Annotated in this window: 23 protein-coding genes; 4 read left to right on the forward strand and 19 right to left on the reverse strand. The window is 52.4% G+C overall.

The annotated features are described in order from the left end of the window. Window positions 1-452: 452 nt before the first annotated feature. The 15 genes from QWT68_RS08485 to QWT68_RS08555 all read right to left on the reverse strand — a co-directional run bounded on the left by QWT68_RS08485 (window position 453) and on the right by QWT68_RS08555 (window position 14,946). On the reverse strand, window positions 453-1,928 hold the full coding sequence (locus tag QWT68_RS08485; protein ID WP_290147856.1) for a CDP-glycerol glycerophosphotransferase family protein: 1,476 nt from the start codon (window positions 1,926-1,928) through the stop codon (window positions 453-455). Then, complete coding sequence (locus QWT68_RS08490) at window positions 1,925-3,562, reverse strand: glycosyltransferase (protein ID WP_290147857.1); 1,638 nt, start codon at window positions 3,560-3,562, stop codon at window positions 1,925-1,927. Before QWT68_RS08490 ends, QWT68_RS08485 begins: the two co-directional genes overlap by 4 nt. Window positions 3,563-3,661: 99 nt before the next feature. Next, complete coding sequence (gene hag, locus QWT68_RS08495) at window positions 3,662-4,516, reverse strand: flagellin Hag (protein ID WP_290147858.1); 855 nt, start codon at window positions 4,514-4,516, stop codon at window positions 3,662-3,664. A 655-nt stretch (window positions 4,517-5,171) separates the two neighbouring features. Next, window positions 5,172-5,390, reverse strand: a complete 219-nt coding sequence (csrA, locus tag QWT68_RS08500) for a carbon storage regulator CsrA (RefSeq protein ID WP_290147859.1) — start codon at window positions 5,388-5,390, stop codon at window positions 5,172-5,174. A 1-nt stretch (window position 5,391) separates the two neighbouring features. Further along, window positions 5,392-5,835: a flagellar assembly protein FliW gene (gene fliW / locus QWT68_RS08505; RefSeq protein ID WP_290147860.1), complete on the reverse strand. Its 444-nt coding sequence runs from the start codon at window positions 5,833-5,835 to the stop codon at window positions 5,392-5,394. A gap of 25 nt (window positions 5,836-5,860) precedes the next feature. Continuing rightward, a complete protein-coding gene (locus QWT68_RS08510; RefSeq protein WP_290147862.1) occupies window positions 5,861-6,415 on the reverse strand; it encodes a DUF6470 family protein in 555 nt (184 codons plus the stop codon). Between the two features lie 71 nt (window positions 6,416-6,486). Continuing rightward, window positions 6,487-7,377: a flagellar hook-associated protein FlgL gene (gene flgL / locus QWT68_RS08515; protein WP_290147864.1), complete on the reverse strand. Its 891-nt coding sequence runs from the start codon at window positions 7,375-7,377 to the stop codon at window positions 6,487-6,489. Window positions 7,378-7,392: 15 nt separating this feature from the next. Beyond that, window positions 7,393-8,904 carry a flagellar hook-associated protein FlgK gene (gene flgK / locus QWT68_RS08520; RefSeq protein ID WP_290147865.1) on the reverse strand — a complete coding sequence of 504 codons (1,512 nt, stop codon included), beginning with the start codon at window positions 8,902-8,904 and terminating at the stop codon, window positions 7,393-7,395. A gap of 13 nt (window positions 8,905-8,917) precedes the next feature. Continuing rightward, window positions 8,918-9,415: a flagellar protein FlgN gene (locus tag QWT68_RS08525; protein ID WP_290147866.1), complete on the reverse strand. Its 498-nt coding sequence runs from the start codon at window positions 9,413-9,415 to the stop codon at window positions 8,918-8,920. A gap of 36 nt (window positions 9,416-9,451) precedes the next feature. Further along, window positions 9,452-9,721, reverse strand: a complete 270-nt coding sequence (gene flgM, locus QWT68_RS08530; protein WP_290147867.1) for a flagellar biosynthesis anti-sigma factor FlgM — start codon at window positions 9,719-9,721, stop codon at window positions 9,452-9,454. Window positions 9,722-10,307: 586 nt separating this feature from the next. Next, entirely contained in the window at window positions 10,308-10,724 is a 417-nt protein-coding gene (locus QWT68_RS08535) for a TIGR03826 family flagellar region protein (RefSeq protein WP_290147869.1), read from the reverse strand. A gap of 41 nt (window positions 10,725-10,765) precedes the next feature. Next, window positions 10,766-11,380: a ComF family protein gene (locus QWT68_RS08540; RefSeq protein ID WP_290147871.1), complete on the reverse strand. Its 615-nt coding sequence runs from the start codon at window positions 11,378-11,380 to the stop codon at window positions 10,766-10,768. Next, window positions 11,377-12,753, reverse strand: coding sequence for an ATP-dependent helicase ComFA (locus QWT68_RS08545; RefSeq protein ID WP_290147873.1), 1,377 nt, complete (start codon window positions 12,751-12,753; stop codon window positions 11,377-11,379). Before QWT68_RS08545 ends, QWT68_RS08540 begins: the two co-directional genes overlap by 4 nt. A gap of 27 nt (window positions 12,754-12,780) precedes the next feature. Further along, window positions 12,781-13,635: a DegV family protein gene (locus QWT68_RS08550; RefSeq protein WP_290147874.1), complete on the reverse strand. Its 855-nt coding sequence runs from the start codon at window positions 13,633-13,635 to the stop codon at window positions 12,781-12,783. 78 nt (window positions 13,636-13,713) lie between these two features. Beyond that, a complete protein-coding gene (locus QWT68_RS08555) occupies window positions 13,714-14,946 on the reverse strand; it encodes an EAL and HDOD domain-containing protein (RefSeq protein ID WP_290147875.1) in 1,233 nt (410 codons plus the stop codon). Window positions 14,947-15,104: 158 nt separating this feature from the next. On the opposite strand from QWT68_RS08555, the gene QWT68_RS08560 reads away from it, so the two are divergent. Next, window positions 15,105-15,881: an enoyl-CoA hydratase-related protein gene (locus QWT68_RS08560; protein WP_290147876.1), complete on the forward strand. Its 777-nt coding sequence runs from the start codon at window positions 15,105-15,107 to the stop codon at window positions 15,879-15,881. 446 nt (window positions 15,882-16,327) lie between these two features. Here QWT68_RS08560 and QWT68_RS08565 read toward each other — a convergent pair whose 3' ends face one another. Then, on the reverse strand, window positions 16,328-16,714 hold the full coding sequence (locus QWT68_RS08565) for a flagellar protein FliS (RefSeq protein WP_348539794.1): 387 nt from the start codon (window positions 16,712-16,714) through the stop codon (window positions 16,328-16,330). 109 nt (window positions 16,715-16,823) lie between these two features. On the opposite strand from QWT68_RS08565, the gene QWT68_RS08570 reads away from it, so the two are divergent. Then, window positions 16,824-17,633, forward strand: a complete 810-nt coding sequence (locus QWT68_RS08570) for a flagellin (RefSeq protein WP_290147877.1) — start codon at window positions 16,824-16,826, stop codon at window positions 17,631-17,633. A gap of 591 nt (window positions 17,634-18,224) precedes the next feature. Here the strand turns inward: QWT68_RS08570 and QWT68_RS08575 are convergent. Beyond that, complete coding sequence (locus QWT68_RS08575; protein ID WP_290147878.1) at window positions 18,225-18,503, reverse strand: late competence development ComFB family protein; 279 nt, start codon at window positions 18,501-18,503, stop codon at window positions 18,225-18,227. 593 nt (window positions 18,504-19,096) lie between these two features. Between QWT68_RS08575 and QWT68_RS08580 the strand changes: the two genes are divergently transcribed. Further along, window positions 19,097-19,447, forward strand: coding sequence for a hypothetical protein (locus QWT68_RS08580; protein ID WP_290147879.1), 351 nt, complete (start codon window positions 19,097-19,099; stop codon window positions 19,445-19,447). A gap of 166 nt (window positions 19,448-19,613) precedes the next feature. Further along, a complete protein-coding gene (locus QWT68_RS08585; RefSeq protein WP_290147880.1) occupies window positions 19,614-19,958 on the forward strand; it encodes an alpha-helical endospore appendage domain-containing protein in 345 nt (114 codons plus the stop codon). A 44-nt stretch (window positions 19,959-20,002) separates the two neighbouring features. Here QWT68_RS08585 and QWT68_RS08590 read toward each other — a convergent pair whose 3' ends face one another. Then, complete coding sequence (locus QWT68_RS08590) at window positions 20,003-21,985, reverse strand: S9 family peptidase (RefSeq protein WP_290147881.1); 1,983 nt, start codon at window positions 21,983-21,985, stop codon at window positions 20,003-20,005. 562 nt (window positions 21,986-22,547) lie between these two features. Then, entirely contained in the window at window positions 22,548-24,101 is a 1,554-nt protein-coding gene (locus tag QWT68_RS08595; RefSeq protein ID WP_290147882.1) for a fatty acid--CoA ligase family protein, read from the reverse strand. Between the last annotated feature and the right edge of the window lie 94 nt (window positions 24,102-24,195).

Here is a 24,195-nt window from a genome sequence, read left to right on the forward strand (position 1 = left end):
GGCGATAAGGCCTTGTTGACGTCCACCGAGAGAAAAAACGAGACACTACTACTCCAGGGATTACACATAATTAAAAACGACTATTTCCGTCACCCTTTGTTCCTAACGAGCGAAAATCGAAAGAGCGCTACAACGGATATCTTTGAAGTAATATTCCACAGGAAAAGCGGTAGCCGATTTATCTACTAAACCATTAGACGCGTCTATAAAACACTTATATAGTTACCAGGAAAATTCTAGAATACCAACAGTGCGCTGTTCAGTTTAAGATATAGATGCCGGAGCTGTAAGAGAATCACAGAGATAAATACAAGGTAGAAACAGCTTGTTAAGAGTTAAAAGGAGATATATCCATTGATGAACACACTGGATTTTATCTACTTGGTTATTTTATTATTGCCATTTAAGATATATTTTTAAGCACTTTGTGGTACCTTAATAAAATTTAACTTTCACTTAATCTGTTGGGAAATATACTTATGAATTTCACTTCCGCAATTCCCATCAGTATTTACCAAAGATTTGATATACCTATTAAGCCGTTTATTTGCTAACGGATCTTCATTTTTAATTACCAAGTCTACAAACTCCACAATGCTTAATGAACTTTCAAAGTAGCACGACAGTATATCACTGTTTAAAAACTTTTTTCTTTCTTCTATAATAAAATTCCCTATAATTAAAATTGGTTTTCCACTCATTATATACGATTGAATCAAAGAACTATTCTCAGAAATTAAAGCATCTGAAAATTTAAAGGATATATCAAAATTTGATCTATTATCTAGAATACATGAGTCGCTTTCTAAAACTATTTTTTTTATTTTAATATACTCGTCAAAATAGGAAGGTTTCATCGCTTTTATTGTAGTTTCTAATAGCGGATGGGGCCTCCATATTAACGTTACACCCTTTTTTTTGATAAGTAAGTTAATATTTTCTGCTAAACGAGGAAGATAATTATCAATATTTAATAAACTATCTATTGTACTACTTAACAAAATAACTTTATTGGTTCCTATTTTTTCATTCCATTCAGATGGTAATTGAATCTCTTTTCTATTAAGTTTTAACGCTGCATCAACTTTAGGAGAACCTAGCACGACTAATTTGTTTTCATCTACATCGTTTTCTTTATATACTTCTTTTAACATATGTGATTGTAAAATTATTTTATCGGCGTTTGCCACCCCTTTATTTATACAAAACGATGCAGATTGCCTTATATCACTATATGGACTAGCGATGAAGTAAGGAACATACACAAGCATATTTGTAAACCTCTTCAATTGGCTAGTATAGAATTCCGGAGATATTGAGGTAACCAGATTTTGATCATCGTAAGGGTTGTGAATATAGATAATATCCGGGTTTCTTTTACTGATATCATAATCTTCATAGGAAATTATTGGAATATTATTATTTAAAAAGTTATCACCTTCATACTGCCTATTTTTCAGCAACCCTTGAGTATCTCTTTCATAGTAAGGGATTGGCAAAACAAAGCTATTACAATTATCGTCTTCTTGAGATGCTTGCCATATACTTTCTAAAGAATCCCACATGGAATATTTATAAGGAAGAAACAAAACTTCTTTTTTAACTTCTTTTTCATTGCTCAACATAATTTTCAATTGATCAATACATGCAATAATATTTTCAGCTTCTTCGCATACTTTATTATTCGAATTAATGTTTTGTAAAAGTATATTGAAGTTGTTTTTCACACGATTTATAACAACATAATATTCCTTATTACGCTCGTTACTAATACTTCCCTCTATTGTGAAGGCGATTGAGTTAATGGCCTCCAAACAGTCCCTAGCTACTATATATGCAGTATCCTGATCTCCTCTCCTCGTAAAAGAAGCACCTTCTTTAATGGTAGATAGCAATTCTGTAATTTGATTTCTAATTTGAATCCTCATTTTAAAACTTCCCTTACTTTTTCTCGTCCATTTTTACTAAGATGATAACTTTTACAATAAAGTAATTCTATACTTTTTGAATTATTCATAACTTTTGCTTGCTCGCTAATTTTAATATATAAATTTTCTTCTGTTAGGCTTAACTTGTTGGCAGTTCCTTTGAAGATCAAATTATATAAATTATTTAAGGACTGATCGTATTTTATTTCATACAAAAATTCTCTTAGCCCTAAAGAATTATTAGTTATAGATAGTATAATAAAATCTGTGATACTGAATATTCCTGTTGCCAATACTTCGATAGCTTTGTTCCCATCTCGATCTACAAAGTAATTCAGAACTTCATTTTCACGATTATCTAACAATAAGTTTTTAAGTAGCAAAGCATCATGTTGCACTTCAGTTAATGACTCTGTAAGTAGCGAGCGACTGAGCTTTTGAACATCCATATTTGGAATAGCTAATAAAATTTTAATAACCTTTAAGGGAGTCATGGACTTCTCTTTTAACAAATTATTATTTAGAAACACAGACAATTCTTCTAGAGTTGTCTGGCTCGCTAGTACACTTATTAATTTTATCCACAATTGATCGTCAGATTTATTTAATGATAGAGCTCTTGAAAAGCTTTTAACAGCCTTTTCCACTTCATTCTCTATCTCATAAATTTGACCAAGATATTTAAGAGGGGACAACTCTAAAAAATCAATACTTGAATCTGCAACGAGATTTTCCTTTTGAAATAAGATTTCCTCAAATACTATTTTCGATTTATCATAACTTTTTAAATCAAAGAGGATTGCTCCCTTAAAAAATTTATAATCAACTAAATTAGGATATATCTCTATACAAGATTCCAATATCTCTAAAGCTTCTTTATCTCTCTTACAACTATGCAATGTTTCAGTCAAAAATAAGAGTGTTTTTTTTACCCAATCATAGTCGATGTTGGGTTTTAATGAATAGGCTTTTCGATAATACCTAATAGCTTGGTTAAGTTTATTGAGGTTTCTGTATTCATTTGCAATAAAAAAATAATCCATTGGTTCCTTATCTTTTTTTCCTAACAATAATGCGAGATTTCTCGAAGATTTATTTTTATCCTGCATTACTTCTGTCAAGTATCCAGTATGATAAATTTGCAAGTCTTTTACACCTGATACTTCCTGAGAATATCTATGTTTTAATACCTCGTGTATATTTCTGACGTAAAATATATCCGAATTATTTCTATATAAACGTTCATGGTAGTTCAAGGCGGTGTTATTCCCTTTCTCACCAATAAAACTAACTATTTGCAGGCCTATGATATTAAATATTGGAGGATTGATTTGTAACTCAGTTTTAAACTTTTCAAAAGACTTTCTGTCTAGATATTCATCAGCATCTAATGCCAAAATCCAATTCCCTATCGCCTTAGAAGCTGCATAGTTTCTTGCCGCTGAGAAATCGTTACTCCAAGTAAAGTCGTAAATTTTATTTGTATATATTGAAGCAATACTTTTTGTTTGATCAGAGGATCCCGTGTCCACCACGATAATTTCGTCAGCAATACCAACTATTGATTCAAGACATCTTCCAATTACTTTTTCTTCGTTTCTCACTATCATGCAAACTGATAATGTGGGTGTCATATATACACATCCTTATATAGGTTCATCAAAAAAATCGCACCGATTTAAAGTACGATTTTTTTGATGAACCTATCTCTTAATCGAGATAGGTTCACTATTTTATCGAAGTAGTTGAAGTACACCTTGTGGTTGTTGATTTGCCTGTGCCAACATTGCTTGAGCTGCTTGAGTAAGAATATTGTTTTTAGTAAACGACATCATCTCTTTTGCCATGTCGACATCACGAATACGTGATTCAGCGGCAGTCAAGTTTTCAGAAGAAGTACCTAGATTGTTGATTGTGTGTTCCAAACGATTTTGCATTGCTCCTAAGTTAGAACGTTCAGTCGCCACAGTCTTAATAGCTTTATCTAATACTGAGATTGCAGTATTAGCGGCGGATTGCGTACTTACCGAAATGCCTGTACCCGATTGGCTATTTCCACTACCTACAGATAGTGTTGCGGCATCCATCTTAGAAATATTCAACGTTACATTTTGGCCCATATTGGCACCAATCTGGAACGTTAACGCTGAGCCACCAGTGGCTGCATATGAGCCGTTCATCAATGTTTTGCCATTGAATTGAGTAGTTTCTGCAACTCTTGTGATTTCTTTTGCCAATTCATCTACTTCTTTTTGAATTGCTGCTCTGTCAGTTGAATCGTCGTTTGTATCGTTAGCAGATTGTACTGCTAGTTCTCTCATACGTTGGAGAATAGCATGTGTTTCATTTAATGCACCTTCAGCAGTTTGAATTAAGGAGATACCGTCTTGTGAGTTCTTTTGAGCCATATCCAAACCACGAATTTGACCACGCATCTTTTCAGAGATAGCCAAACCAGCAGCATCGTCTCCTGCGCGGTTGATCTTCAAACCTGAAGACAATTTCTCGAGGTTTTTAGAAGCGTTCGTGTTGTTCGCGCCGAGTTGACGGTGTGTGTTTAGTGCTGCGATGTTGTGATTGATAATCATTGTTGTTTCCTCCTTGAGTTGTGAGGGTTCACATCCTTGTGACCCGTTTGTTTTTTGTTTGCACGATCGGGATGCCGGCCGAACCATCCTTCTCTTGCTTACAGTATTAGTATCGGAGGGGGGCCATTATTGTTTAGTGTTTTTCGGGAAAGATTTTGGATATTTTTCTCTTTGTATAGAGAGGGGTTTATGCGGTTGCTTATCCGTGATATTGGCACGGTTACTTTCCCACGGCGGGGGACAGCCTGCTGCTCCATTCGCGTCCTTCCGCGAATTGGGCGGCAGCCTGGCACCCTGTGAATGGGAGAGTCAGAAAACAGCGGGATAGCCCCGCATATACGGTTCTATGGTTTTGGCATGAATGGGTCCCTCTGGGCGGAGTGCGTGGGTGGCGGTCCCATTCTACCCGGGTGGCTGTGCACGTCACAATTCGCGGAAGGACGCGAATGGTGTCGTGCAGCAGGCACCCTGGGGAGGCGCTGGCGTGGGGTGTGGTTGGTAGATGGAACTTTCTTTCTACCCGGGTATCTGTGCATGCCACAATTCGCGGTAGAACGCGAATGGATGTCACGCACAGGTACCCGGGTGGGTGATGGTGTTGTGCTAAGTGTGTTAGAAGATGCGGTATGAAAAAAAGAGCCGAGTGGGCTCTTTTTTATTTTTTCTTCAGTTGGTTGAAAAGGCTTAGGTCGATTTCGATTGCTTCGTTGTTGCTTTCGGAGATGGACTCGACCAGTTCGCCGCGCAGGATTTCTACGGATTTTGGGGCTTCGATGCCGATGCGGACGGTTTCGCCTTTGATTTCGATGATTTTGAGTTCGATGTTGTCGCCGATTTTGATGGATTCGTTCGGTTTGCGGGAGAGGACGAGCATGTCAGCGGGCCCCCTTTTGTGCCGGTGTGCCGATAGGTGTGCGCAGGCTGTAGTTGGTGTCGTTCAGGATCATCTGCTTGGCGGTGTGGTTCTGGATGTTGAAGATGAGCGGTGCCTGCAGGTTGATGGTCGATGATTCGAATGGGTCTTTCATGGACATGACGGACAGGATCATGAGGTCTTCCTGTGAGTCGATGCCGAGCAGTTCGATGGTCGGGTCGTCGATGGCGAATGAGTAGTCGCTGACGACGGTGTATGGGTTCGCGACGATGAGTGCGACGCCTGGTGTGTGGACGGACTGCATGACTTGGAAGCTGTCGTTGCCTTCGATCGGCAGGAGGACGAATGTTGTTTCGTCTTCGAGCCCGGGCAGTCCTTTCGGGAATGTCCATTGCGTGAGTGTGTCCAGGTCGAGTTCGCCGTGGAATTTGGTCTGGATGGTCATGCGGGTGTCTCCTTCGGTGTACGGATTATCCTTTCCAGTCGATCTGGATGGATGGGTACTGTTCCATGGTGCCGGTCACTTTGCCGGGTGTGTACGTGTGGATTGGTTTGTTGACTTGGGCATTGATGATCGGTTTCTGTGGTGTTGCGTTGATGGTCGTCGTGCCCGGCGTGATGCTCAACTGGATTTTGGAACGATCGCCGACGAAGCGGATGCCGAGCGGTGCAGTCGGCGGACTTCCGTTCTGCTTCGCGATGGCAGGAATGGCACCTCCGCCATTTTCGATCTCCATCATCTGCCGCCCTTCTTCCGCCCGGCGGCCGGTACCGTCGAGTCCGCCCTGCCGTCCTTGCTGTGCCCATTCTTGGGTGCGGCGGAAGACGCTTTTCATATCGATATCCGCCCGCACTTCGGTCGTGTCGATCGACAATCGTGATCGCGTAGTCGAGATTTCTAGTATTGCAGCAGGCTGCTGGATGTCCAGGATTGCTCTCGGCTGTTCGATCTGCTGGACCGGTTTGTCGATTTGCAGGCCGAGTCTGCCGGGGGTTGTCTGGATCTGCAGTTTTGGAATATCCATATGGACACCTTCTTTCCATGGCTATGAAAAATGCCAGGCACAAGAGTACCTGGCACGCTCGTGCGGCTTTGTTATCGGAGGAAGTCGACCAGCGATGGCTGGATGATGCGCGCGCCTGCTGATAGGGCCGCGCGGTTCACCGATTCTTGGGTGATCAGTTCGGTGATGACTTTTTCGATGTCGATGTCCTCGTTCTGGGACATCTGTTTCTTCGCGATGCCCGCTTGGGATTCAAGACGGTTGTTCATGAGCTCGGCGCGGTTCTGGCGCGCTCCGAGGTCGGCGCGTTCTGTCAAAACCGTGTCCATCATTGCATCGATTTCGCCGATCATGGCATCGGTGTCCGTTGAAGTATCCTTCAGCTTATCAAAGATACCGTCGATGTCTTTGAACATCTTAGCTGCTTTGGAATTAACATTCAGCTGGACGCCGTCGAATACGTCGATATTCACATCAGACGTAAATCCTTTTCCAATTTCAGCGTCTGTAGGGTATCTTTTCTTTCCATCGTTATCAAAATCACCGAAAAGTGCAGTCCCTGTCTTTGTTCCGCTGAAAAGATACTTATCTCCGACTTTCGTGTTGGCCGTGTCTTGTATTTGCTGACGCAGCTGGTCCAACTCGGCTCTGATCTTTTCACGATCGCCGTCTGTCATGGCACCAGTGTTCGCCATATTCGTGACAAGCTCTTTCGCACGATGCATTGCCGCGCCGACTTTGTCGAGTGCATCATCGGAGCTGTCGAGCCAGTTGTTCACTTCCCCCAGGTTGCGCTGATACTGTTCGACTTTGTCGACCTGTGTCCGATAGGCAAGCCCACGCATAGCAACAACCGGATCGTCGGATGGGCGTGAGACCTTTTTCTGGCTCGTGAGCTGTTCGTTCAGCTTGCCCATCTTATTGTAATTGGTCGTCAAGTTGCGGAGCATGTTATTGGAAAGCATGGATTGGGTTACACGCATTGCTAGTCCTCCTCATTATCTGCCGACGACGCCCATGCCGTTGATGATCTTATCGAGCGTTTCGTCGACGACGGTGATCATCCGGGCGGACGCGTTGTACGCCTGCTGGAACTTGATCATGTCGGTCATTTCTTCGTCGAGTGATACGGAGCTGATCGACGCTCGGCGGTTCTCGACGGATTTCAATAATGTCTCCGAGTTGAATTGCATTTTAGCGGCCTGTTCCCCGTCGACTCCGAGCTGGCCGATGATTCCTTGGAAGTAGGTTTGGATGGTTCCGCCGCCCAAATTTCCATTTTTATTGAACTGGATATTACCGAGTTTTTTTGCATTATCGCCATTTCCCTCTGCACCAGCTTCACCAGAAGCGGCTATAAGTGAAGGGTCTTTACTAATATCCCCATTTACCTTCATATCGCCTGCGCCGGTACCGGTAAAGAAGTCGTTTGTACTTTTTGTTGCCGCCCCTAGTGCATAGCCATCCTTATGGACATCATTAAAGGCTTTCATAAAGGCATTTGCCATTTTATCTAACGACTTGATCATCTGAGGGATAAGCGCTTTATCAGTACCATCTCCGAAGGTAGTGACAAGGGATTTTAGTGTCCCTTTGTCCGCCTGCATGTCACTGACTTTCAACGTGCCAACAGGAATACTTCCTACAGAAGCTATCGAAAAACTATCAATTTTATCTCCGTTAATGGCGTCTTCAGTTTTATTCGCACTAAGTTGCCCGGCATCCTTTCCGCTCAAGAGAGGAATTGACCCGTTTGCAGTCTTGATGTTGATCACAACCGCACCCTCGGCAATCCCCTTAACAGCGTTGCCTCCTGATTCAATCGGTTTACCCATTTCAATCGGCAGTATTTGTGCAAGCTGGTCGATTAGTACGTCTCTAGCATCATAAAGATCATTCGGCAAGTAACCATTTGGTTCTATAGAAGATATTTGATCATTCAATCCGGCGATTTGCGAAAGTATAGAATTGACTTGAGAGACCGTAATATTTATTTCCGTTTCCGTTCCTGTCTTCAATTCTTGTAGTGATTTATTCATATAATTGAACGAATCTGCTACCGCAATCCCTCGTTCGACGACGACTTTTCGTGCCCCCCCGTTCTCCGGATGCGTAGCAAGGTCCTGCAGGCTGCCCCAGAACTGGCTGAGGGATTTCTGCAGACCGTATTCGGATGGTTCGTTCATGATGTCCTCGATCTGTCCGATCGATTTGGAGCGGGCGTCCCAGTAGCCGAGTTTGTTCGTTTCACCGCGGTACTGCTGGTCGACGAACGAGTCCCGGATGCGCTGGATGGAACCGGCTTCGACACCGGTGCCGAGGAAGCCGGGCATCGTGCCGGCGTTCAGGCCGACGCCCGGGAAGCCGGCCGTTGCCCGCATGTTGACACGCTGACGCGTGTAGCCGAGGGTGTTCGCGTTGTCGATGTTATGCCCGGTTGTATAAAGAGCGGACTGCTGGGTCTGCAGGCCGCGTTTGCTTGTTTCGAGTCCCATGAATGTGGACCGCATGTGGATGTCCCCCTCAGGCGTGCGAGTCGAACGACGTCAGGTCGGGCGTTTTCGCGTTGCCTTGGATTTCTTTTTTCGAGTAGTTGACGGAGTCCGTCCGGGGACGGACCATGTCCAGCGAAAGATTCACGAATTGAAGCGATTGGTATGTGAGCTTCTGGTTCAGGTCGTTCTGCCATTTCAATTCATGAATCGCTTGCAGGAGACGGTCCTTCGCCTCCTTGAGCCGTGTGTGGTCGGGCTCTTCTGTGAGTTCGAGTACGTCGCTGATGGACGGTTGGAGCGGTACGGGACGTCCTTGTTCCGTGAAGAAGCGGATGACCGCCTGTTCGCGCGCGTTGTCGGTCTGCAGTATTGCCGCCAGGTGCGCCTGCTCGTCTTTCAGCAGCTGGTCGAGCGCACTGATGTCGTTCTGTTTGATGCGGTTCGTCTTGTCGTTGGCGATGCGCAGCAGGCTCCTATGCAGTTTTTCGAGCTGGTCCATGTTGGTGAGGATCGCTTCCAGTGTCATGGGGTTCCCTGCTTTCTGTGATGTGATGAGTGCGCGTTACGCCTTCGGGTGGAAGTAGCCGATCAGATCCGAAGCGAGCTGTTCAGCGTCGACTTTGTAGGTGCCAGCCTGGATCTGCGCTTTGAGCGCGCTGACTTTGTCGCTGCGCTGGGCTGCGATCGGGCTCGGCTCGGACAGTTGCTTCGCTTCCTTTGAAATCTGGAGACTGTCGGATGGCACTGCTTCCTGCTTTTTCACTTGCTCGGCTTTGGTCTGGTTGGCCCGGTACGGGTTGACCTGCTGCACGTGGTGGTTGTTGATTTTCATTGGTTCTCGCCCCTTTCCTGTAATAATGGCTGTTACTTACTATTTCGGACGGATGGCTCGGATTTAAAGGGTCTTTCGTATGAAATGTGTGAACATCGATTGCTGATCCCTGATACCTACCGCATTGTTAGCGCTTTACATCTTGTCATAATTTCTTTCTTGAAAACCGCAGTGACGTGTGGAAAGCGTTGATCTGCGTTCCGGGCGGACGCTTTCCGCGGGCATGGCTTGAGCCTCCTCGTCAGCTGCGCTTCCTGCGGGGTCTCAAGCTCATGCTTTTCCCGCAGGAGTCGCCGCCCTGCACTCCGATCAACTCAGTGATGTTCATTGAACTTTATTTTGCCGCCTTGGCTTATTAACTGACTGTCTTCAATGAAGTGAGCAGGCCGGAGCAGAAGGCGTCGACTCCTGGGGGATCAGCGCAGTCCGAAGACCCCGCAGGAGCGCAGCGACGAGGAGGCTGAGGACAAGCCCCCCGGAAAGCGTACGCCTGGAGCGCAGGCCGGCGGGCTTTGTTTATCCCCTCTCCCCATTATAAAAAGACTGCCTCGGAAAGTCAGGTGCGGACTCTTTGGCAGTCTTTGGGTCAGCGCGGTTTGCGGCTGGAGAGGTAGGTGGCCTGGTCGTTCTGTTTGATGGCTTCACGGAATTCGGTGGCGGCTTCGAACGTCTTCAGGTCCTGTTTGAGGTCGGCTGTGCACTTGTCGCACAGCTTGCCTTTCGTCGTCAGCGCGCCGCAGTTGTCGCATGGGTAGCCGAGGTTCGGGAACATGGCGGGCTGGAGCCGGCCTTTGCGCACCCATTTGTGCAGCATCGACTCCGTCGCGTCGGTCATTTCGACGATGCGCTCGATCGTCGCGGCGCGGTTTTCGCGCTTGCGCAGGAAGCGGTACACCTCTTCGTAGATCTTCTCCTCGTTCATGCCACAGCGGTGGCATACTTCCCGTACGCCGGTGTAGTTGAAGAACTCGCCGCATGACGGGCAGTTTCGCAGTTCTGCCATATCGTTTCCTCCTCATTCAGTTCAGCTCAGTGTATTCAAATTCATTTCTGCACGGACCGGATGAGCGTGACGGCTTCGACGCGCGCGGCGCCTGCGTCTTTCAGCAGCTGCGCTGCCTGGCGCAGTGTCGTGCCCGTCGTGTAGATGTCGTCGACGAGCCGGTACGTGACCGGCTCGATGACCGCTCCCGGTTTCAGGCGGAACAGCGGCCCCATCGCCAGCCGCTCCTGCCGGTTCTTCTCGCCCATGACGGCGAGCGTGCGTTTTTCGAGCAGCTGCCGGTACGGACGCTTCGCGCGGTCAAGCAGTGTGTCGACATGGGCGAATGTCCGCTCCATGACGCGCTCCGGATGCATCGGGATCGGCACGATGATGTCCCTGCCGGTGAGCGCCTTGTTCAGTTCATCTGCGAAGACGTCCGCAAGTGCGACGTCCTGCAGGAATTTGTACTGGTGCAGCCAGTCGCGCATCGGCTCGTCGTACGCGTACAGTGAATGGACGCGGTCGAGCACGGTGCCTTCTTCTATTATGTCGGCGCGGACGAAGCGATTTGAACAGCTGTCACAAAGTGCCCGGTTCTTTTCGATACGGAGGAAGGCTTGCCACGACAGGTCGCTCCCGATCGGTTTCATGCACAGCAGGCAGACGGTCGTCATGTGGTCCCCCCTCTGTTGAGCCGTTCGATCTCGCGTTTTGCAGCATCCATCGCGTAGCTGATGCCGTCGTGAAACAGGACGAAGTCGCCGGTCGGATAGTCCGCGTTCCGGCCGACCCGGCCGCCGATCTGTACGAGTGCTCCGCGGTCGAAGATGCCCTGTTCGGAACCGACGACCGCCACTTGGACATTCTTGATGGTGATGCCGCGCTCAAGAATCGTCGTTGTCAGGAGGCCCGGAATCTTGCCTGCCCGCAGGTCCTGGACATGCTCTTTCCGGTCGGGATGCGCGGAGTGGACGGCGCGGATACGGCTGTCGAGTGTCTGGATAAGAGGTTCGGCTTTTGTCATGAGGTCGATTTCGTGGAAAAAGACGAGGAACGGTTCTTCGCGGTCGAGGCGGTCTTTGATCCACTGATGAAGGACTTTCGGGACGCGGCCTTTCTTCAGCTGCTTGGCGTAGTTCCAAAGCGGAGCATATCGTGGGCCCGGCAGCGGGTGGCCGTGGTAGCGGCGGTGGATTGTCGAAACAGCGCCGGCTTTGCGGACTTGCGCGAGCAGCCTGTCGGACGGTGTCGCGGTGACGAAATGGATGGGTGCGCCGTGTTTCGCCGCTTTTCGCACGGCGTACTGCAAGGTGGCTTCCGCGGTGTACGGGAACGCGTCGGCTTCATCGACAAAGATCACGTCGAATGCGCTGTCGAACCGGTACAGCTGGTGTGTGGTCGCGAGGATCAGCTGGGCGTCGAAGCGTTTGACGTCCGCCCCGCCATAGAGCGCTTCGATGATGGTGTCCGGGAATGCCGCTTTCAGACGCGGTTCGAGTTCGAGGATGACGTCGACGCGCGGGGCGGCGAGACAGACGCGATGTCCTTTCGACAGCGCTCGGTGGATCGGTTCGAACAGGATCTCCGTCTTCCCCGAGCCGCACACGGCGTGGATCAGGTGCGGCCGCTTCAGCTCCGTGCTTTCGTGCAGTTCCTCGGACGCTTTCTGCTGGTGCGGCGTCAATGTACCCGCCCAGGCGAGTGCGTGCCCCGTCGGATAGACAGACGGCGGCCCGCTCCAGCGGATGAGCTCCGTGCAGCACGACACGCGGCCCATTTGCAAGCAGTTGCGGCAGTAGGCACATGGACCGCCGCAGGCGAGGCAGTCGAATTGCGTGAAGAGATCCAGGTTTTCATTCTCACAGCGATTGCATTTGAACGTCGACTGGCCGATGCGGTTTTTCGACATCGTGACGCCGGGCTGGACGGTGATAAAGCCCTGGTCGATATGCGCGTCGATCTGCTCACGCGGAAAAAGGGTGTGCAGACGCAGCCAGACGCGGCCGTCGAGGAATCCCCTGACGGCCGGATCGAATGCTTTGTTCATCCGCAACACCCCTTCGCTGTTCAGTTGTCAGTTGTTTGTCCGGCGTTTCACCCAGCCGAGCCCCATCGCGCCTTCGCCGAGATGCGTGCCGATGACGGGTCCGAAGTAGCTGATGTTGAACCGCACGTCCGGGTAGAGCGCGCTCAGTGCTTCGAGCCATTTGTCGGCCTCCTCCGGGCAGTTGCCGTGGATGATTGCCGCATCTAACGGCATCTTCGCCGCGTCCTCGCCAAGCAGGTCGGCGATCCGCTTCATCGCTTTCTTGCGCGTCCGGATTTTTTCGAACGGCACAATGACTTTGTCGACGAAGTGCAGGATCGGTTTCACTTGCAGCAGTCCGCCGATGAGCGCTTGCGCCCCGGACAGCCGGCCGCCGCGCTGCAAGTGGGACAAGTCGTCCACCATGAAGTATGCGCGCATCGTCTTTTTCATTTCATTCAATTCCGCCATGATGGCATCGAGCGGTTGGCCCTCTTTCGCCATCTCGGCGGCACGGATCGCATAGAACCCCTGCATATAGCACGAGATCTCCGAGTCAAAAGCGCGGACATCGAAGTCCTGTGCGAGTTCGCCGGCTTGTACGGCGCCCATGTAGGTGCCGCTGATGCCGCTCGACAGGTGGATCGAGATGATCGCGTCTGCACCATCGTCATGCAGTTCCTTGAATTTGGCTGCGAACTGGCCGACGGGTGGCTGTGACGTTTTCGGCAGTTCCCCGCCGTTACGGACTTTATCGTAGAATTCTTCTGTTGTGATATCGACTTCCTCGTCGTAATCGTGCCCATCTATGGTGACCGCAAGCGGCACGACGTGGATGCCGAGCCGTTTGCGAACGTCTTCCGGTAAGTAGGCGGTGCTGTCTGTCACGACCGCAATTTTCATGTTCATCAACTCCTGCACCCATTCTACCGAATTGCCGCAGAATAAGGAAACGCTATCTCGCAGAAAGTGAAAAAGAATTCATTCCATCCGTCTTGCCCAGCGGTTCGCCTGCTGGGAATAGAGGCACAGCTCGTCCATCGGGATGTCGACTTGTGCACTCAAGCCTTCCATCGTGTCCATGTCGAGCCGCTCGACCGCTTCCGCAAGCTTGAGGAAGGGTGCAAGTGCGGTGTCTCCGCCGGTCAGTGTGTCCGTGACTTGTTCAGCAAGCGGGATTTCCTGCGTGATTTCGTCCCACCCTTTGTGAAGAATGACGTCGAGCAGTGAAAACATGCCCGTCAGGAAATACTCGTCGGAATTTTTGTGGCCGGCGCGGCGTGCGAGCAGTTCGCACAATTTCGCGCGGACGAGCGAGTAATCGACAAGTGCCTTCGTCCGGCCCTGGCCCTCCCCTTCGCCCATCTGGTGGAACGTGATGATGTACAGCCACTTCTTCGTCTCCTGCAGGCCGATGAGCACGATCGCCTGGTGGATCGATGTGATCTTGCGCGGGATGCCGAATGCGTATGTGTTGATGAACCGCAGCAGCTTATACGTGAGTGACAGGTCGTGTGTGATGAGGGCTGCGACGTCCCGGATGCTCGGGACGACTGTGTTCAGCTGTTCCATGACGAGCATGTTGCTCTCTTCAATGACGGGCACTTCGATTCCCGTCACCACTTCGGGGGTCGCGAAGAAATAGCCCTGAAACAGTGTGTACCCTGCCTTCTTCGCTTCTTCGAATTCCGCTTCCGTCTCGATCTTCTCCGCCAGCAGGGCGACATTCGGATACATGCGGATGAAGTTCTGGATGCGTGTGCGCTCTTCGCGGCCGGACTGCATGAAGTCGACCTTGATGAAGTCGACGAGCGGGAACAGCCCTTTTTCGACTTCGTACTCCTTCGTCAGGATGAAGTCATCGAGCGCGATCCGGAAGCCTTTCGCTTTCAGGTTGCGGAGCCGTGTCAGCAGGACGGGCGTGATTTCGACAGTTTCCAGCACTTCGATGATGACGCGTGACGGATTGAGCCGGTCGACGATCTCCTGCGCCAGCAGTTCGCCGGTGAAGTTGATGAACGAAGGATGGCTGCCGGAGACCCGGTCGACACCGATGGACAGGAACGTATTGACGAGCACACCGACCGTCGCCTTGTTCGGATCGACGTCCGGAAACCGGTTCTGTTCGCTGTTCCGGTATAACAATTCATAGCCGAACAAGTTGCCTTGCCGGTCGAGGATCGGCTGTCTGCCGACAAATACGCTTGCTTCCACTGAAAGATTCCACCTATCCGCAGTCAATTTACCTATATTGTAGCAAATTAGCACTAGGTTGCAAGGTGACATTTTCACCACTCCCTCCCTTTCTGGAAATCCAGGTCACGGAATGGTATGTTAAAAACGTGTCATATCAGTACATGGGGGTGTATGGAATGGAAACAATCCAGTATGAAAAAAATGACGGAATTGCGTGGATTTCGCTGAATCGTCCCGACTCGATGAATGCGTTCAATTACGACATGATCCGCGAACTCGGGGAAGTTGTCGAATCGGTCCGGATCGATCCGGAAGTGCGGGTGGTCGTACTGACGGGCGCGGGTGACCGGGCATTGAGTGTCGGCGCGGACTTGAAGGAGCGGAAGACGCTGAGTGACCAGGACGTGAAGCGGAACCTGAACAAGATGGGCGAAGTATTCACGGCGATCGACCAGATGCCGCAGCCGACGATCTGCATGATCAACGGATTCGCGTTCGGCGGGGGGATGGAGCTTGCGCTCGCGTGCGATTTCCGGTTCGCTGCGGATACCGCGGTGATGGGGCTGACGGAAACGGGCCTCGCGATCATTCCGGGTGCAGGCGGCACGCAGCGGCTGCCACGGCTCGTCGGCGAGGCGAAAGCGCTCGAGATGATCTTGACGGCGGCGCGGCTGAATGCGGCGGATGCGGCGCTGTGCGGACTGGTGACGCGGACGGTGGAAGCGGCACTGTTGAAGGAGAAAACGTTGAAGTTCGCGGAGAAACTACTTGCGAACGGACCGATTGCACTGCAGCAGGCGAAGTTCGCGATCAAACAAGGGATGAAGACGGATCTCGCGACAGGATTGACGATCGAGCGGAAGGCGTATGAGATCACGATTCCGACCGAGGACCGATTGGAAGCGCTGGATGCGTTTGCGGAGAAGCGGAAACCTGTTTTTAAGGGGAAATGATGGAGAGATGGATGGAGAACCTGCCTGCGGGCGGGTTTTTTTGTTTTGGATGGGGGGACCGCTCCATTCCGGCGGCTAAGTGATCCATTCTCCTGGCGAAGCGATCCATTCCGCCCGCTGACCGCTCCATTCGACTGGCGAAGCGATCCATTCGCCCGGCTGACCGCTCCATTCCCTTGCGTAACCGCTCCATTCCGCGTCCCCAGGGTGCCTGTGCATGACAGCCATTCGCGTCCGTCCGCGAATTGTGGCATGCACAGCCACCCGGGTTCAAGGGAGGGCTCCGTGCCAAAACCACGGAGCCGTGTTTGCGGGGCTATCCCGTTGTTGATGGGCGATCCCATCGTAGGGGGACAGGCTGCCGCCCAATTCGCGGAAGAACGCGAATGGTGCAGCAGGCTGTCCCCCGGCCCGGATTGTGCAGCAGGCTGTTCCCCGGCGTGGGTTCAAACGTGCCCTGCGACTACCTGTGATTCCCGCACGGCCTGCCAGTCGCTGTGCAGTGCGGTGAGAATTGCCTCGATTTCCGCGAGCGCTTCCCCGTCCGCCTGCAGCGAGGCGGTCAGCAAGGTTTGATTGGCATAGATATAGAGGGTCAGGAGCCGTTCGCCTTCTTCTGCAGAGGCGTCGGTCATGGCCATTAATTCAAACAGCAGGTCCTGCGCGGCGAGCACGGCGCTGCGCCAGTCCGGATTGTCTGCTGCGAGCAACTCTTGGGCGGTATGCAGCTGCCCCCCCGCCGCCTCGAGCGCCCGGCAGACGGCGGTGAGCGGCGGGAGGGATGCCGCGTTCGCCCTGCGGTAGGCATGGGCTGCCTGGCGGATGGTGATGATCGCGTCCGCCTCCCTTCTTTGTCGGTTATATCGGCAGGCAAGCGTTCATTTTTACAAATTCGCGCCGATATACCCAGGGACAACGACTATTTAGAATGAGGTGGAGTGTATGCGGATCAACAGCCATGAGCTGATCCAGTCAGCGGCGAACCGCGGCGTGCGGAATGATAAGCAGATCGAGAAGTCGCTGCGGCATCTCGGGACGGGCCTGAAGGTCGCGACGGCGGCGGATGATGCGGCGGGCAAGGCGATTTCGGAGACGATGCGGGCGCAGATCCGCGGAATTTCGCAGGCGCAGCGCAATATGCAGGACGGGATTTCCGTGTTGGAGTCGGCGAATGAAGGGATGAACAATGTGAACGGCCTGCTGCAGCGGGCGAGGGAACTTGCGGTGTCGACCGCGAATGGGACGTATACGGATTCCGACCGGGCGGCGAGCGGCCAGGAGCTGGAGCAGATTCTTGCGGCGATCGATGATACGGCCGGGAAGCTGGAGTTCAATACGAAGAAGATTCTCGGGGAGGATATGGAGCTGACGCTGCATGTGGGCGCGAATCCGACGCAGCAGCTGAAGGTGAGCCTGTTCGATGTGTCGTCGAAGGCGCTCGGGCTGGAGGACGGGACGCTTGCGACGCAGGCGGATGCGGAGGCGCTGATCAGCACGATCGACGGTGCGATCCGGACGGTGACGGGGCATTTGACGAAGGTGGGGTCTCAGATGGAGTCGCTGCAGCATCATTTGTCGAATGCGGGTGTGTTCGAGGTGAACCTGACGAAGTCGCTGTCGTATTTGGAAGATGCGGATATGGCGCAGGAGATGATGAATTTCGTGAGCCAGGATATCCGGAAGAAGGGCGACGAATTGCTGATCAAGCATGTGAACAGTTCGCTGCAGGAGTCGCTGGGGTTGTTGAAATGATTCGGTGAAATCAAATATGTAAACATGTTGATCTGCGCTGCGGATGGCGCTTTCCGGGGGGGGCTTGCCCTCAGCCAAGCGAACAGCGGAGGGTTCGCTTTGCCGTATTTCTGCGAACTGGGCAGAAATTAAGGCAGCCTTGCTCACAACGCTGCGCTTTTGCTCGCAGAAGCCGTTCTTCGTTACGGCTCCCGCTGATCCCCCAGGAGTCGCCATCCTCCGCTTCGATCAACGGAGCGTGGATTGCTCGGCTATCCCCCTCTGGGTGGGGGAGGAAAAAGAGAAGGTCAAGGGATTAGGGAAAGTTCAAGGGAAGAGACTCCAGGGTGCCTGTGCGTGACACCATTCGCGTCCTTCCGCGAATTGTGGCATGCACAGCCACCCGGGTTCAAGGGAGCCGTGCCAAAAGAACAGCGACGGGTCTGCAGGGCTATCCCGCTGCATGCAGGCGATCCCATTCGTAGGGGGACAGGCTGCCACACAATTCGCTGAGAAGCGCGAATGGTGTACCAGTCTGTCCCCCGGCGGGTGTGCACAGCCACCCGGGTTCAGAGAAAAACAAAAGACCGAAGCCCCCGCGGCTTCGGTCTTTTAGTTGTGCTGTTTGGTTTGTGCGTACGCCTCGCACCGCGGGCTGCCGGAGACTTTGGCGGCGGATTTGGCGATGATGGTGATGATGTTGGTCGCGCCTTGGCGGTCGGCCTGATGCTGGGCGCGGACGTATGGGCTGTAGGCGTTGTTGACGACGTAGCTCGGCGGCAGGTCGTTGAGGGCAAGGGCCATGATGTCGTCGAGGCACCGGTCGCAGCTGCACGCCAGGTTCATGCTTTTCTTGTAGGTCAGGAGTGTGTCGCGGACGACGTCTTCCATTACGTTGTGGACTCCCACTCGGTTCTCCTCCGTTCGGTCCTGCGCGTCCGGAGGAGTGCTGCTGCCGGGCTGCAGGAAATGTCTGCCGTTCTGTGAATACTAGTATCTTACAATATCTTCTAGACAGTTGCAAACGCTTTCTCGGATTTCATGCTGCGGTTCATCCCCAGGAGGTTTGTCTCTGACGGTCTGTCCCCCCTGCCTGCGGATACGCGGAATAGGATGACAGTGTGCGGAAGAATCTCTTGAAAACCTTATCAAATCAAGGATTTCGCCTGCTGAGACAGTTGTCCGCGGACACTTGTCCAGTGCACGTCCCCTTTCGGACATATAGTAAGAGTGAAGGGGCCGGCAGGATGAATTAAAGCCTGCAGAAACAAAAATTCGCCAGCCCCTGAAGGTTGTCCAGACGCTGACGGATCGGCGGCATAGACTGAGAGTGTCCGGATGACCGGCTCCTCCTTTCACAACAGCCGACTCCCCACAGCTCATCTGGGAACATCGTCCTCAGACGGTTGTCCAGCTCCTCAGCTCAACAGCCGCATAGACTGACAGTGTCCGGACAAAGCGAATTTTCAAGGAGGTGAATGACCATGGACCAAATGCAAATGCTGCGTGAATTGCAGAACGTAACAAACAATTGGGATATTGATGATGAAATCTTGTCGGATCTCATTATCGTCTCCACGTTGCTCGGCGAAGTCGTACTCACAGGTATCCTCTTCAGAGAATACGAGTTGTTCCACGACTTCAACAACAGTAACCCTGAAGTAAGCACCGCATGCGAAAAAGCGGAATTCAACCGCTCCGTCGGTGAAATGCTGAAAGGTGCTTGCTGCCTCGAGAACGCGTTCGCACGCAAAATCGAAGCTGCCATCGATCTCAAACAAGTTGACGCGGAAACAGATACACCGGTAGTTGGAGCGTGCTGCCCTCGCGCATAATCTCCATCTTCAGCTGACGCCTGTCCCATCACCCGGGACAGGCGTCTTTGCTGTTGATTAAAAGATCCGATGATGTCGCCAGCCGGCACGCACCCAGTGCAGCCACTTCCCGCTGCATACCCTAGCAGTATCTAGACAAAGTGTTCCCTTACGGAGGTGTATGCCTGTGGACCAACTGAAAATGCTGGAAGACTTTCAAACCATTGTGGATCATCTTGATACAGACAATGACCGATTAGCCGAACTTATCCTCATCTCCGCCCTGATCAGTGAAGCCATTTTGTCCGGGATTCTATTTCAGGAGTATGTACTCATAAAAAAGTTCAATGAAGATATATCTTCGACAGCCTGTGAAAAAGCTGAATTCAATCAATCTGTGATTCAATTGCTGGAAAGTGCCTGCTGTCTGGAAGAAGCGTTTGCACGGAAACTGGAAGCGGCCCATGCATTGAAACGACTTGCGGCTGCAGCCGAAACGCAGGAGCCGTTTTCTTCCGAACTAGATGAGTGAAGGTCCTAAAAACGCCTGTCCCCAACCCGGGACAGGCGTCTCTTTCATTTCAGATACTTTTCAAACCAGCCGGTGATTTCGTCGAGCCGGGTGATGCGCAGGTTCGGCTTTCCGGTGCGCGACAGGTTGTGGTCAGATTCCGGGAAGCGGACGAATTCGGTGTCTTTGTGCTGGCTCTTCAGTGTGATGTAGAGCTGTTCCGCCTGTTCGATCGGGCAGCGCAGGTCGTTTTCCGAGTGCAGGATAAGCAGCGGCGTCTTGACGTTTTCCGCGTATTTCAGCGGAGAATGCTGCCAGAGCGTGTCGACGTCGGTCATATCCGCCTTGATCTGCCAGTCGCTGAAGTAGTAGCCGATGTCCGAGACGCCGAAGAAGCTGACCCAGTTCGAGATGGAGCGCTGAGTGACCGCCGCTTGGAACCGGTCGGTATGGCCGACGATCCAGTTCGTCATGAAGCCGCCGTAACTGCCGCCCGTGACGCCGAGCCGATCGGTGTCGATCCAGTCGTTTTCTGCAAGCACATGGTCGAGCGCGTCCATGATGTCCTTGTAGTCACCGCCGCCATAATCGCCGCGCACTGCGTCGACGAAGCCCTGGCTGTAGCCGTGGCTGCCGCGCGGATTGATGTACAGTACGCCCCAACCTTGCGCTGCGAGCACCTGCATTTCATGGAAGAACGAATTGCCGTACATCGCGTGCGGGCCGCCGTGGATATTGACGACGAGCGGGTATTCCGTGCCATCCTTGAACGTCGCAGGCTTCATGAGCCAGCCGTGGACGGTAAAGCCGTTCGCGCCGTCGAACTGGATCGCTTCCGGCTGGACGAGCACGGTGTCGTTGATGTAGGTTTCATTGAATGAAGTCATCGCCGTCTTTTCGCCTGTTGCGATATCAAGCTTGTACAGCTCGCCCGGGTTCACTGGATCGGTGATGGCCGCGAGCGCGAACGTGCCGTCTTTTGCGACATCATAGTCGTAGACGTGTTCGCCTTCCGGGGACGCCGGGTACAGGCTGCCGTCGAGATCGGCGAAGTACAGGCGGACGTCGCCCATGACGGACACCTGGAAGTAGAGATAGTTCCCTTCTGTCCAGACGGCTTCCGGCGGGTTAGGCCCCTGCTGGTGGTCCGCGACGACCGCGTCCCCGAGCGGTGCGTCGAGTGCTTCCGTCAGTTTCTGCGTCGTGCCGTTGTCACAGTCATACACGTACAGCTCGCCGTGTGTGGCGTTTTCGAACGTGCGGTCTGAGCCGCCGAACGCAATATAACGCCCGTCCGGCGAGAAGGCCGCCCCGCCGAAATACCCCTGTTCGTCGATGAGGACGGTCTCTTCCTTCGTGTCGATGTCGACAAGCAGCAGCGGCTGGCTGAAGTCGAAGTCCTTGTCTTCTTTGCGGTTGACGCCGATGACGAGCTTCTTGCCGTCCGGTGACACGGCTTCGAGCGAATGGTGGAACGGCTCGTCGGTGAATGCGGTGATCTCTTTGCTGCCGAGATCCAGGCAGCCGATCTGCGAGTGGCGGTCCGTCTTGACGAACCCGACGCCGTCCGCTTTGTATTTCATGGTCGTGACGCGGAGCGCTTCGGGCAGTTTTTTGTCGTCCTTCTCGGTTTCATCCGTGAACGTCTTGCCGTCCTCAAGTGTGCTCGTGAGCCAGATCTTCGTGCCGCACGGCGACCAGAGGAAGCTGTTGACGCCCGTCTCATAGTCTGTCAGCCGGCGAGCTTCGCCGCCTGCTGCCTGCATGGCGTACAGCTGGTTCTTCTCGCTGCGTGTCGACAGGAACGCGACCGATCTGCCGTCCGGCGACCATTGCGGCTGCGAGACGCGCTCCTTGCCGTATGTCCATTGAACGGACGTACCGCTCGCGATATCGAGATGATGGAGATGCGCATGGTAGGCGTTCTCGTCCTTGTCGATCTGTGTGACGATGAACACCGCTTCTGTGCCGTCTGGCGAAAGGACCGGGTTCGTGACGGATTTCAGTGTGAATAAATCCTCTTTTTGCACCAATTGCTTCGTTGTCATTTGGATCCCCCCTTGATTCCATCTATTTCGACAGCCGGAGGAATTCTCCTTCTTTCATTTGTGGAATTTTTTGTTCGGGTGGCTGGGTAGGCACCCCGGGGACGGGGAAACGGGCGGGTTATCGCGGCAATCGGGCGGGTTACCCAGGCGGAATGGGCGGGTTCCTTGGTAAGCGGGCGGGTCGCCGTGATAAGCGGGCGGGTTGCCCAGCCGCCATCCCAACAGAAAAGGCGCAGCGCAGCGGAGCCCGACCATTCAATCTTGGTTTTCACGGGACCCGGGTGTCTGTACACGTCACAATTCGCGGACGGACGCGAATGGCTGTCTTGCACAGGCACCCTGGAGAGGCGGAATGGAGCGGTCTCTGCAGATAATTGAGCGGTCCGGCAATCGAATGGATCGGTTCGGCAAGGGAATGGATCGCTTCGCCGGGTGAATGGAGCGGTCACAGCCGTAATTTGAGTGGTTCGCCTTGCGAATGGAGCGGTTCGCCGCGGGAATTGAGCGGTCCCCCGCCCGCCACTCAAAAAAGACCGCCGTGGCGGTCTTTTTCCCCATTCCCTTATGATTTCACCTGGTCGCGCAGCGAGCGGCGGAGGATTTTGCCGGTCGTGTTCTTCGGCAGTTCGTCCAGGAACTCGATGTGCTTCGGCACTTTGTACTTGGCGAGACGCTTCGCGCAGAAGTCGAGCAGGTCATGCTCCGTCACCGCGCTGCCTTCCTTCTTCACGACGTAGGCGAGCACTTCCTCCCCAAAGTCGGGATCTGGCACGCCGAGCACCGCTGCTTCGACGAGGTCGCGGTGCTGGAACAGCACTTCTTCGACTTCGCGCGGGTAGACGTTGTAGCCGCCGACGATGATCAGGTCCTTCTTGCGGTCGACGATGTAGAAATAACCGTCTTCGTCCTGCCGGGCCAGGTCCCCCGTGTAGAGCCAGCCGTTGCGGAGCGCTGCCGCTGTCTCTTCAGGCATCTTGTAGTAGCCTTTCATGACGTTGTCGCCGCGGACGATCAGTTCGCCGACCTGTCCGACGGGAACTTCCTCCCCCAGTTCGTCGACGATTTTGTTCTCGACGTTCAGGATCGACGTGCCGATCGAGCCCGGCACACGCTCGCGGTCGAGCGGATTGAACGTCGTCACCGGCGAGGCTTCAGAGAGTCCGTAGCCTTCCGAGATCTTCACCTGGAATTTCTCCTCGAAGTTCTCGAGCAGCGCGACGGGCAGCGATGAACCTCCGGAAATCGCAAGCCGGATCGTTTCGAAGTCTTCGCGTGACGCTTCCGGATACTGGTACATGAAGTTGTACATCGTCGGCACACCGGCGAAGATCGTCGCCTTCTGCTCCCGGATCGTCTGGAATACGTCCCCCGGGCTGAAGCGCGGCACAAGCAGGATCGTCGCCCCTTTGACGAGCGGCGCGTTGACGACGACCGTCAAGGCGAATACATGGAATACAGGCAGCGTCGCGACGACCCGGTCTTCGGAAGAAAACCCGAGATATTCGCCGACGTCCGCAGCGTTCGAATACAGGTTCTTGTGCGTCAGCATGGCGCCTTTCGGACGGCCTGTCGTCCCGGACGTGTACAGGATGACAGCGGTTTCATTTTCATCCGGATCGACCGGCATGGCGGCGGCAGTACTTGTGGTGATCAGATGGGAGAACAGCCGTGTTTTCGACCTCGCGACTTCCGACAGCTCCGTCACTTTCGCAGCCGTCTCCCCTGTCGTTTCACAGATGACGTACGACTCGATTGCCGGCAGCCGGACGGAAGCGGCTTCGACGAGCGGCAGCAGCTGCTCGAGCGCAACGACCGCTTTCGCGTCGCTGTCCTGCAGGATGTACGAGATTTCATCCGGCGAATAGATCGGGTTCACCGGCACGGCTGTCGCACCGAGACGCATCGTCGCGTACAGTGTGATCAGGAAATGCGGCGTGTTGCCGAGCAGCATCGCGACATTGTCGCCGCGGCCGACCCCAAGGCCTTCCAAAGCGGCGGCGAACCGCGCCACCGACTGGTCGAATTCCGCATAGGACGTATCTTTGCCCGCAAAATGGTACGCCGTCTTCTCCGGCTGCGCACTCGCTGTCTCACGGACACGTTGGACTAGATTCATAAGAGCACCCCTCTCTCAGTTGAATGAATACTCATTCACTTCACAACTAGTAGTATATAAGAAAAATTTAAAACATTCAATAGCTATTGGAAAA

The organism is Sporosarcina trichiuri (assembly GCF_030406775.1).
GTDB classification, from domain to species: domain Bacteria; phylum Bacillota; class Bacilli; order Bacillales_A; family Planococcaceae; genus Sporosarcina; species Sporosarcina trichiuri.

What these genes read in the sequence shown, in the direction of transcription:
- QWT68_RS08485 (WP_290147856.1), bottom strand. Translation starts at nt 1,928, where the DNA reads ATGAGGATTCAAATTAGAAATCAAATTACAGAATTGCTATCTACCATT.
- QWT68_RS08490 (WP_290147857.1), bottom strand. Translation starts at nt 3,562, where the DNA reads ATGACACCCACATTATCAGTTTGCATGATAGTGAGAAACGAAGAAAAA.
- hag (WP_290147858.1), bottom strand. Translation starts at nt 4,516, where the DNA reads ATGATTATCAATCACAACATCGCAGCACTAAACACACACCGTCAACTC.
- csrA (WP_290147859.1), bottom strand. Translation starts at nt 5,390, where the DNA reads ATGCTCGTCCTCTCCCGCAAACCGAACGAATCCATCAAAATCGGCGAC.
- fliW (WP_290147860.1), bottom strand. Translation starts at nt 5,835, where the DNA reads ATGACCATCCAGACCAAATTCCACGGCGAACTCGACCTGGACACACTC.
- QWT68_RS08510 (WP_290147862.1), bottom strand. Translation starts at nt 6,415, where the DNA reads ATGGATATTCCAAAACTGCAGATCCAGACAACCCCCGGCAGACTCGGC.
- flgL (WP_290147864.1), bottom strand. Translation starts at nt 7,377, where the DNA reads ATGCGTGTAACCCAATCCATGCTTTCCAATAACATGCTCCGCAACTTG.
- flgK (WP_290147865.1), bottom strand. Translation starts at nt 8,904, where the DNA reads ATGCGGTCCACATTCATGGGACTCGAAACAAGCAAACGCGGCCTGCAG.
- QWT68_RS08525 (WP_290147866.1), bottom strand. Translation starts at nt 9,415, where the DNA reads ATGACACTGGAAGCGATCCTCACCAACATGGACCAGCTCGAAAAACTG.
- flgM (WP_290147867.1), bottom strand. Translation starts at nt 9,721, where the DNA reads ATGAAAATCAACAACCACCACGTGCAGCAGGTCAACCCGTACCGGGCC.
- QWT68_RS08535 (WP_290147869.1), bottom strand. Translation starts at nt 10,724, where the DNA reads ATGGCAGAACTGCGAAACTGCCCGTCATGCGGCGAGTTCTTCAACTAC.
- QWT68_RS08540 (WP_290147871.1), bottom strand. Translation starts at nt 11,380, where the DNA reads ATGACGACCGTCTGCCTGCTGTGCATGAAACCGATCGGGAGCGACCTG.
- QWT68_RS08545 (WP_290147873.1), bottom strand. Translation starts at nt 12,753, where the DNA reads ATGAACAAAGCATTCGATCCGGCCGTCAGGGGATTCCTCGACGGCCGC.
- QWT68_RS08550 (WP_290147874.1), bottom strand. Translation starts at nt 13,635, where the DNA reads ATGAAAATTGCGGTCGTGACAGACAGCACCGCCTACTTACCGGAAGAC.
- QWT68_RS08560 (WP_290147876.1), top strand. Translation starts at nt 15,105, where the DNA reads ATGGAAACAATCCAGTATGAAAAAAATGACGGAATTGCGTGGATTTCG.
- QWT68_RS08570 (WP_290147877.1), top strand. Translation starts at nt 16,824, where the DNA reads ATGCGGATCAACAGCCATGAGCTGATCCAGTCAGCGGCGAACCGCGGC.
- QWT68_RS08575 (WP_290147878.1), bottom strand. Translation starts at nt 18,503, where the DNA reads ATGGAAGACGTCGTCCGCGACACACTCCTGACCTACAAGAAAAGCATG.
- QWT68_RS08580 (WP_290147879.1), top strand. Translation starts at nt 19,097, where the DNA reads ATGGACCAAATGCAAATGCTGCGTGAATTGCAGAACGTAACAAACAAT.
- QWT68_RS08590 (WP_290147881.1), bottom strand. Translation starts at nt 21,985, where the DNA reads ATGACAACGAAGCAATTGGTGCAAAAAGAGGATTTATTCACACTGAAA.
- QWT68_RS08595 (WP_290147882.1), bottom strand. Translation starts at nt 24,101, where the DNA reads ATGAATCTAGTCCAACGTGTCCGTGAGACAGCGAGTGCGCAGCCGGAG.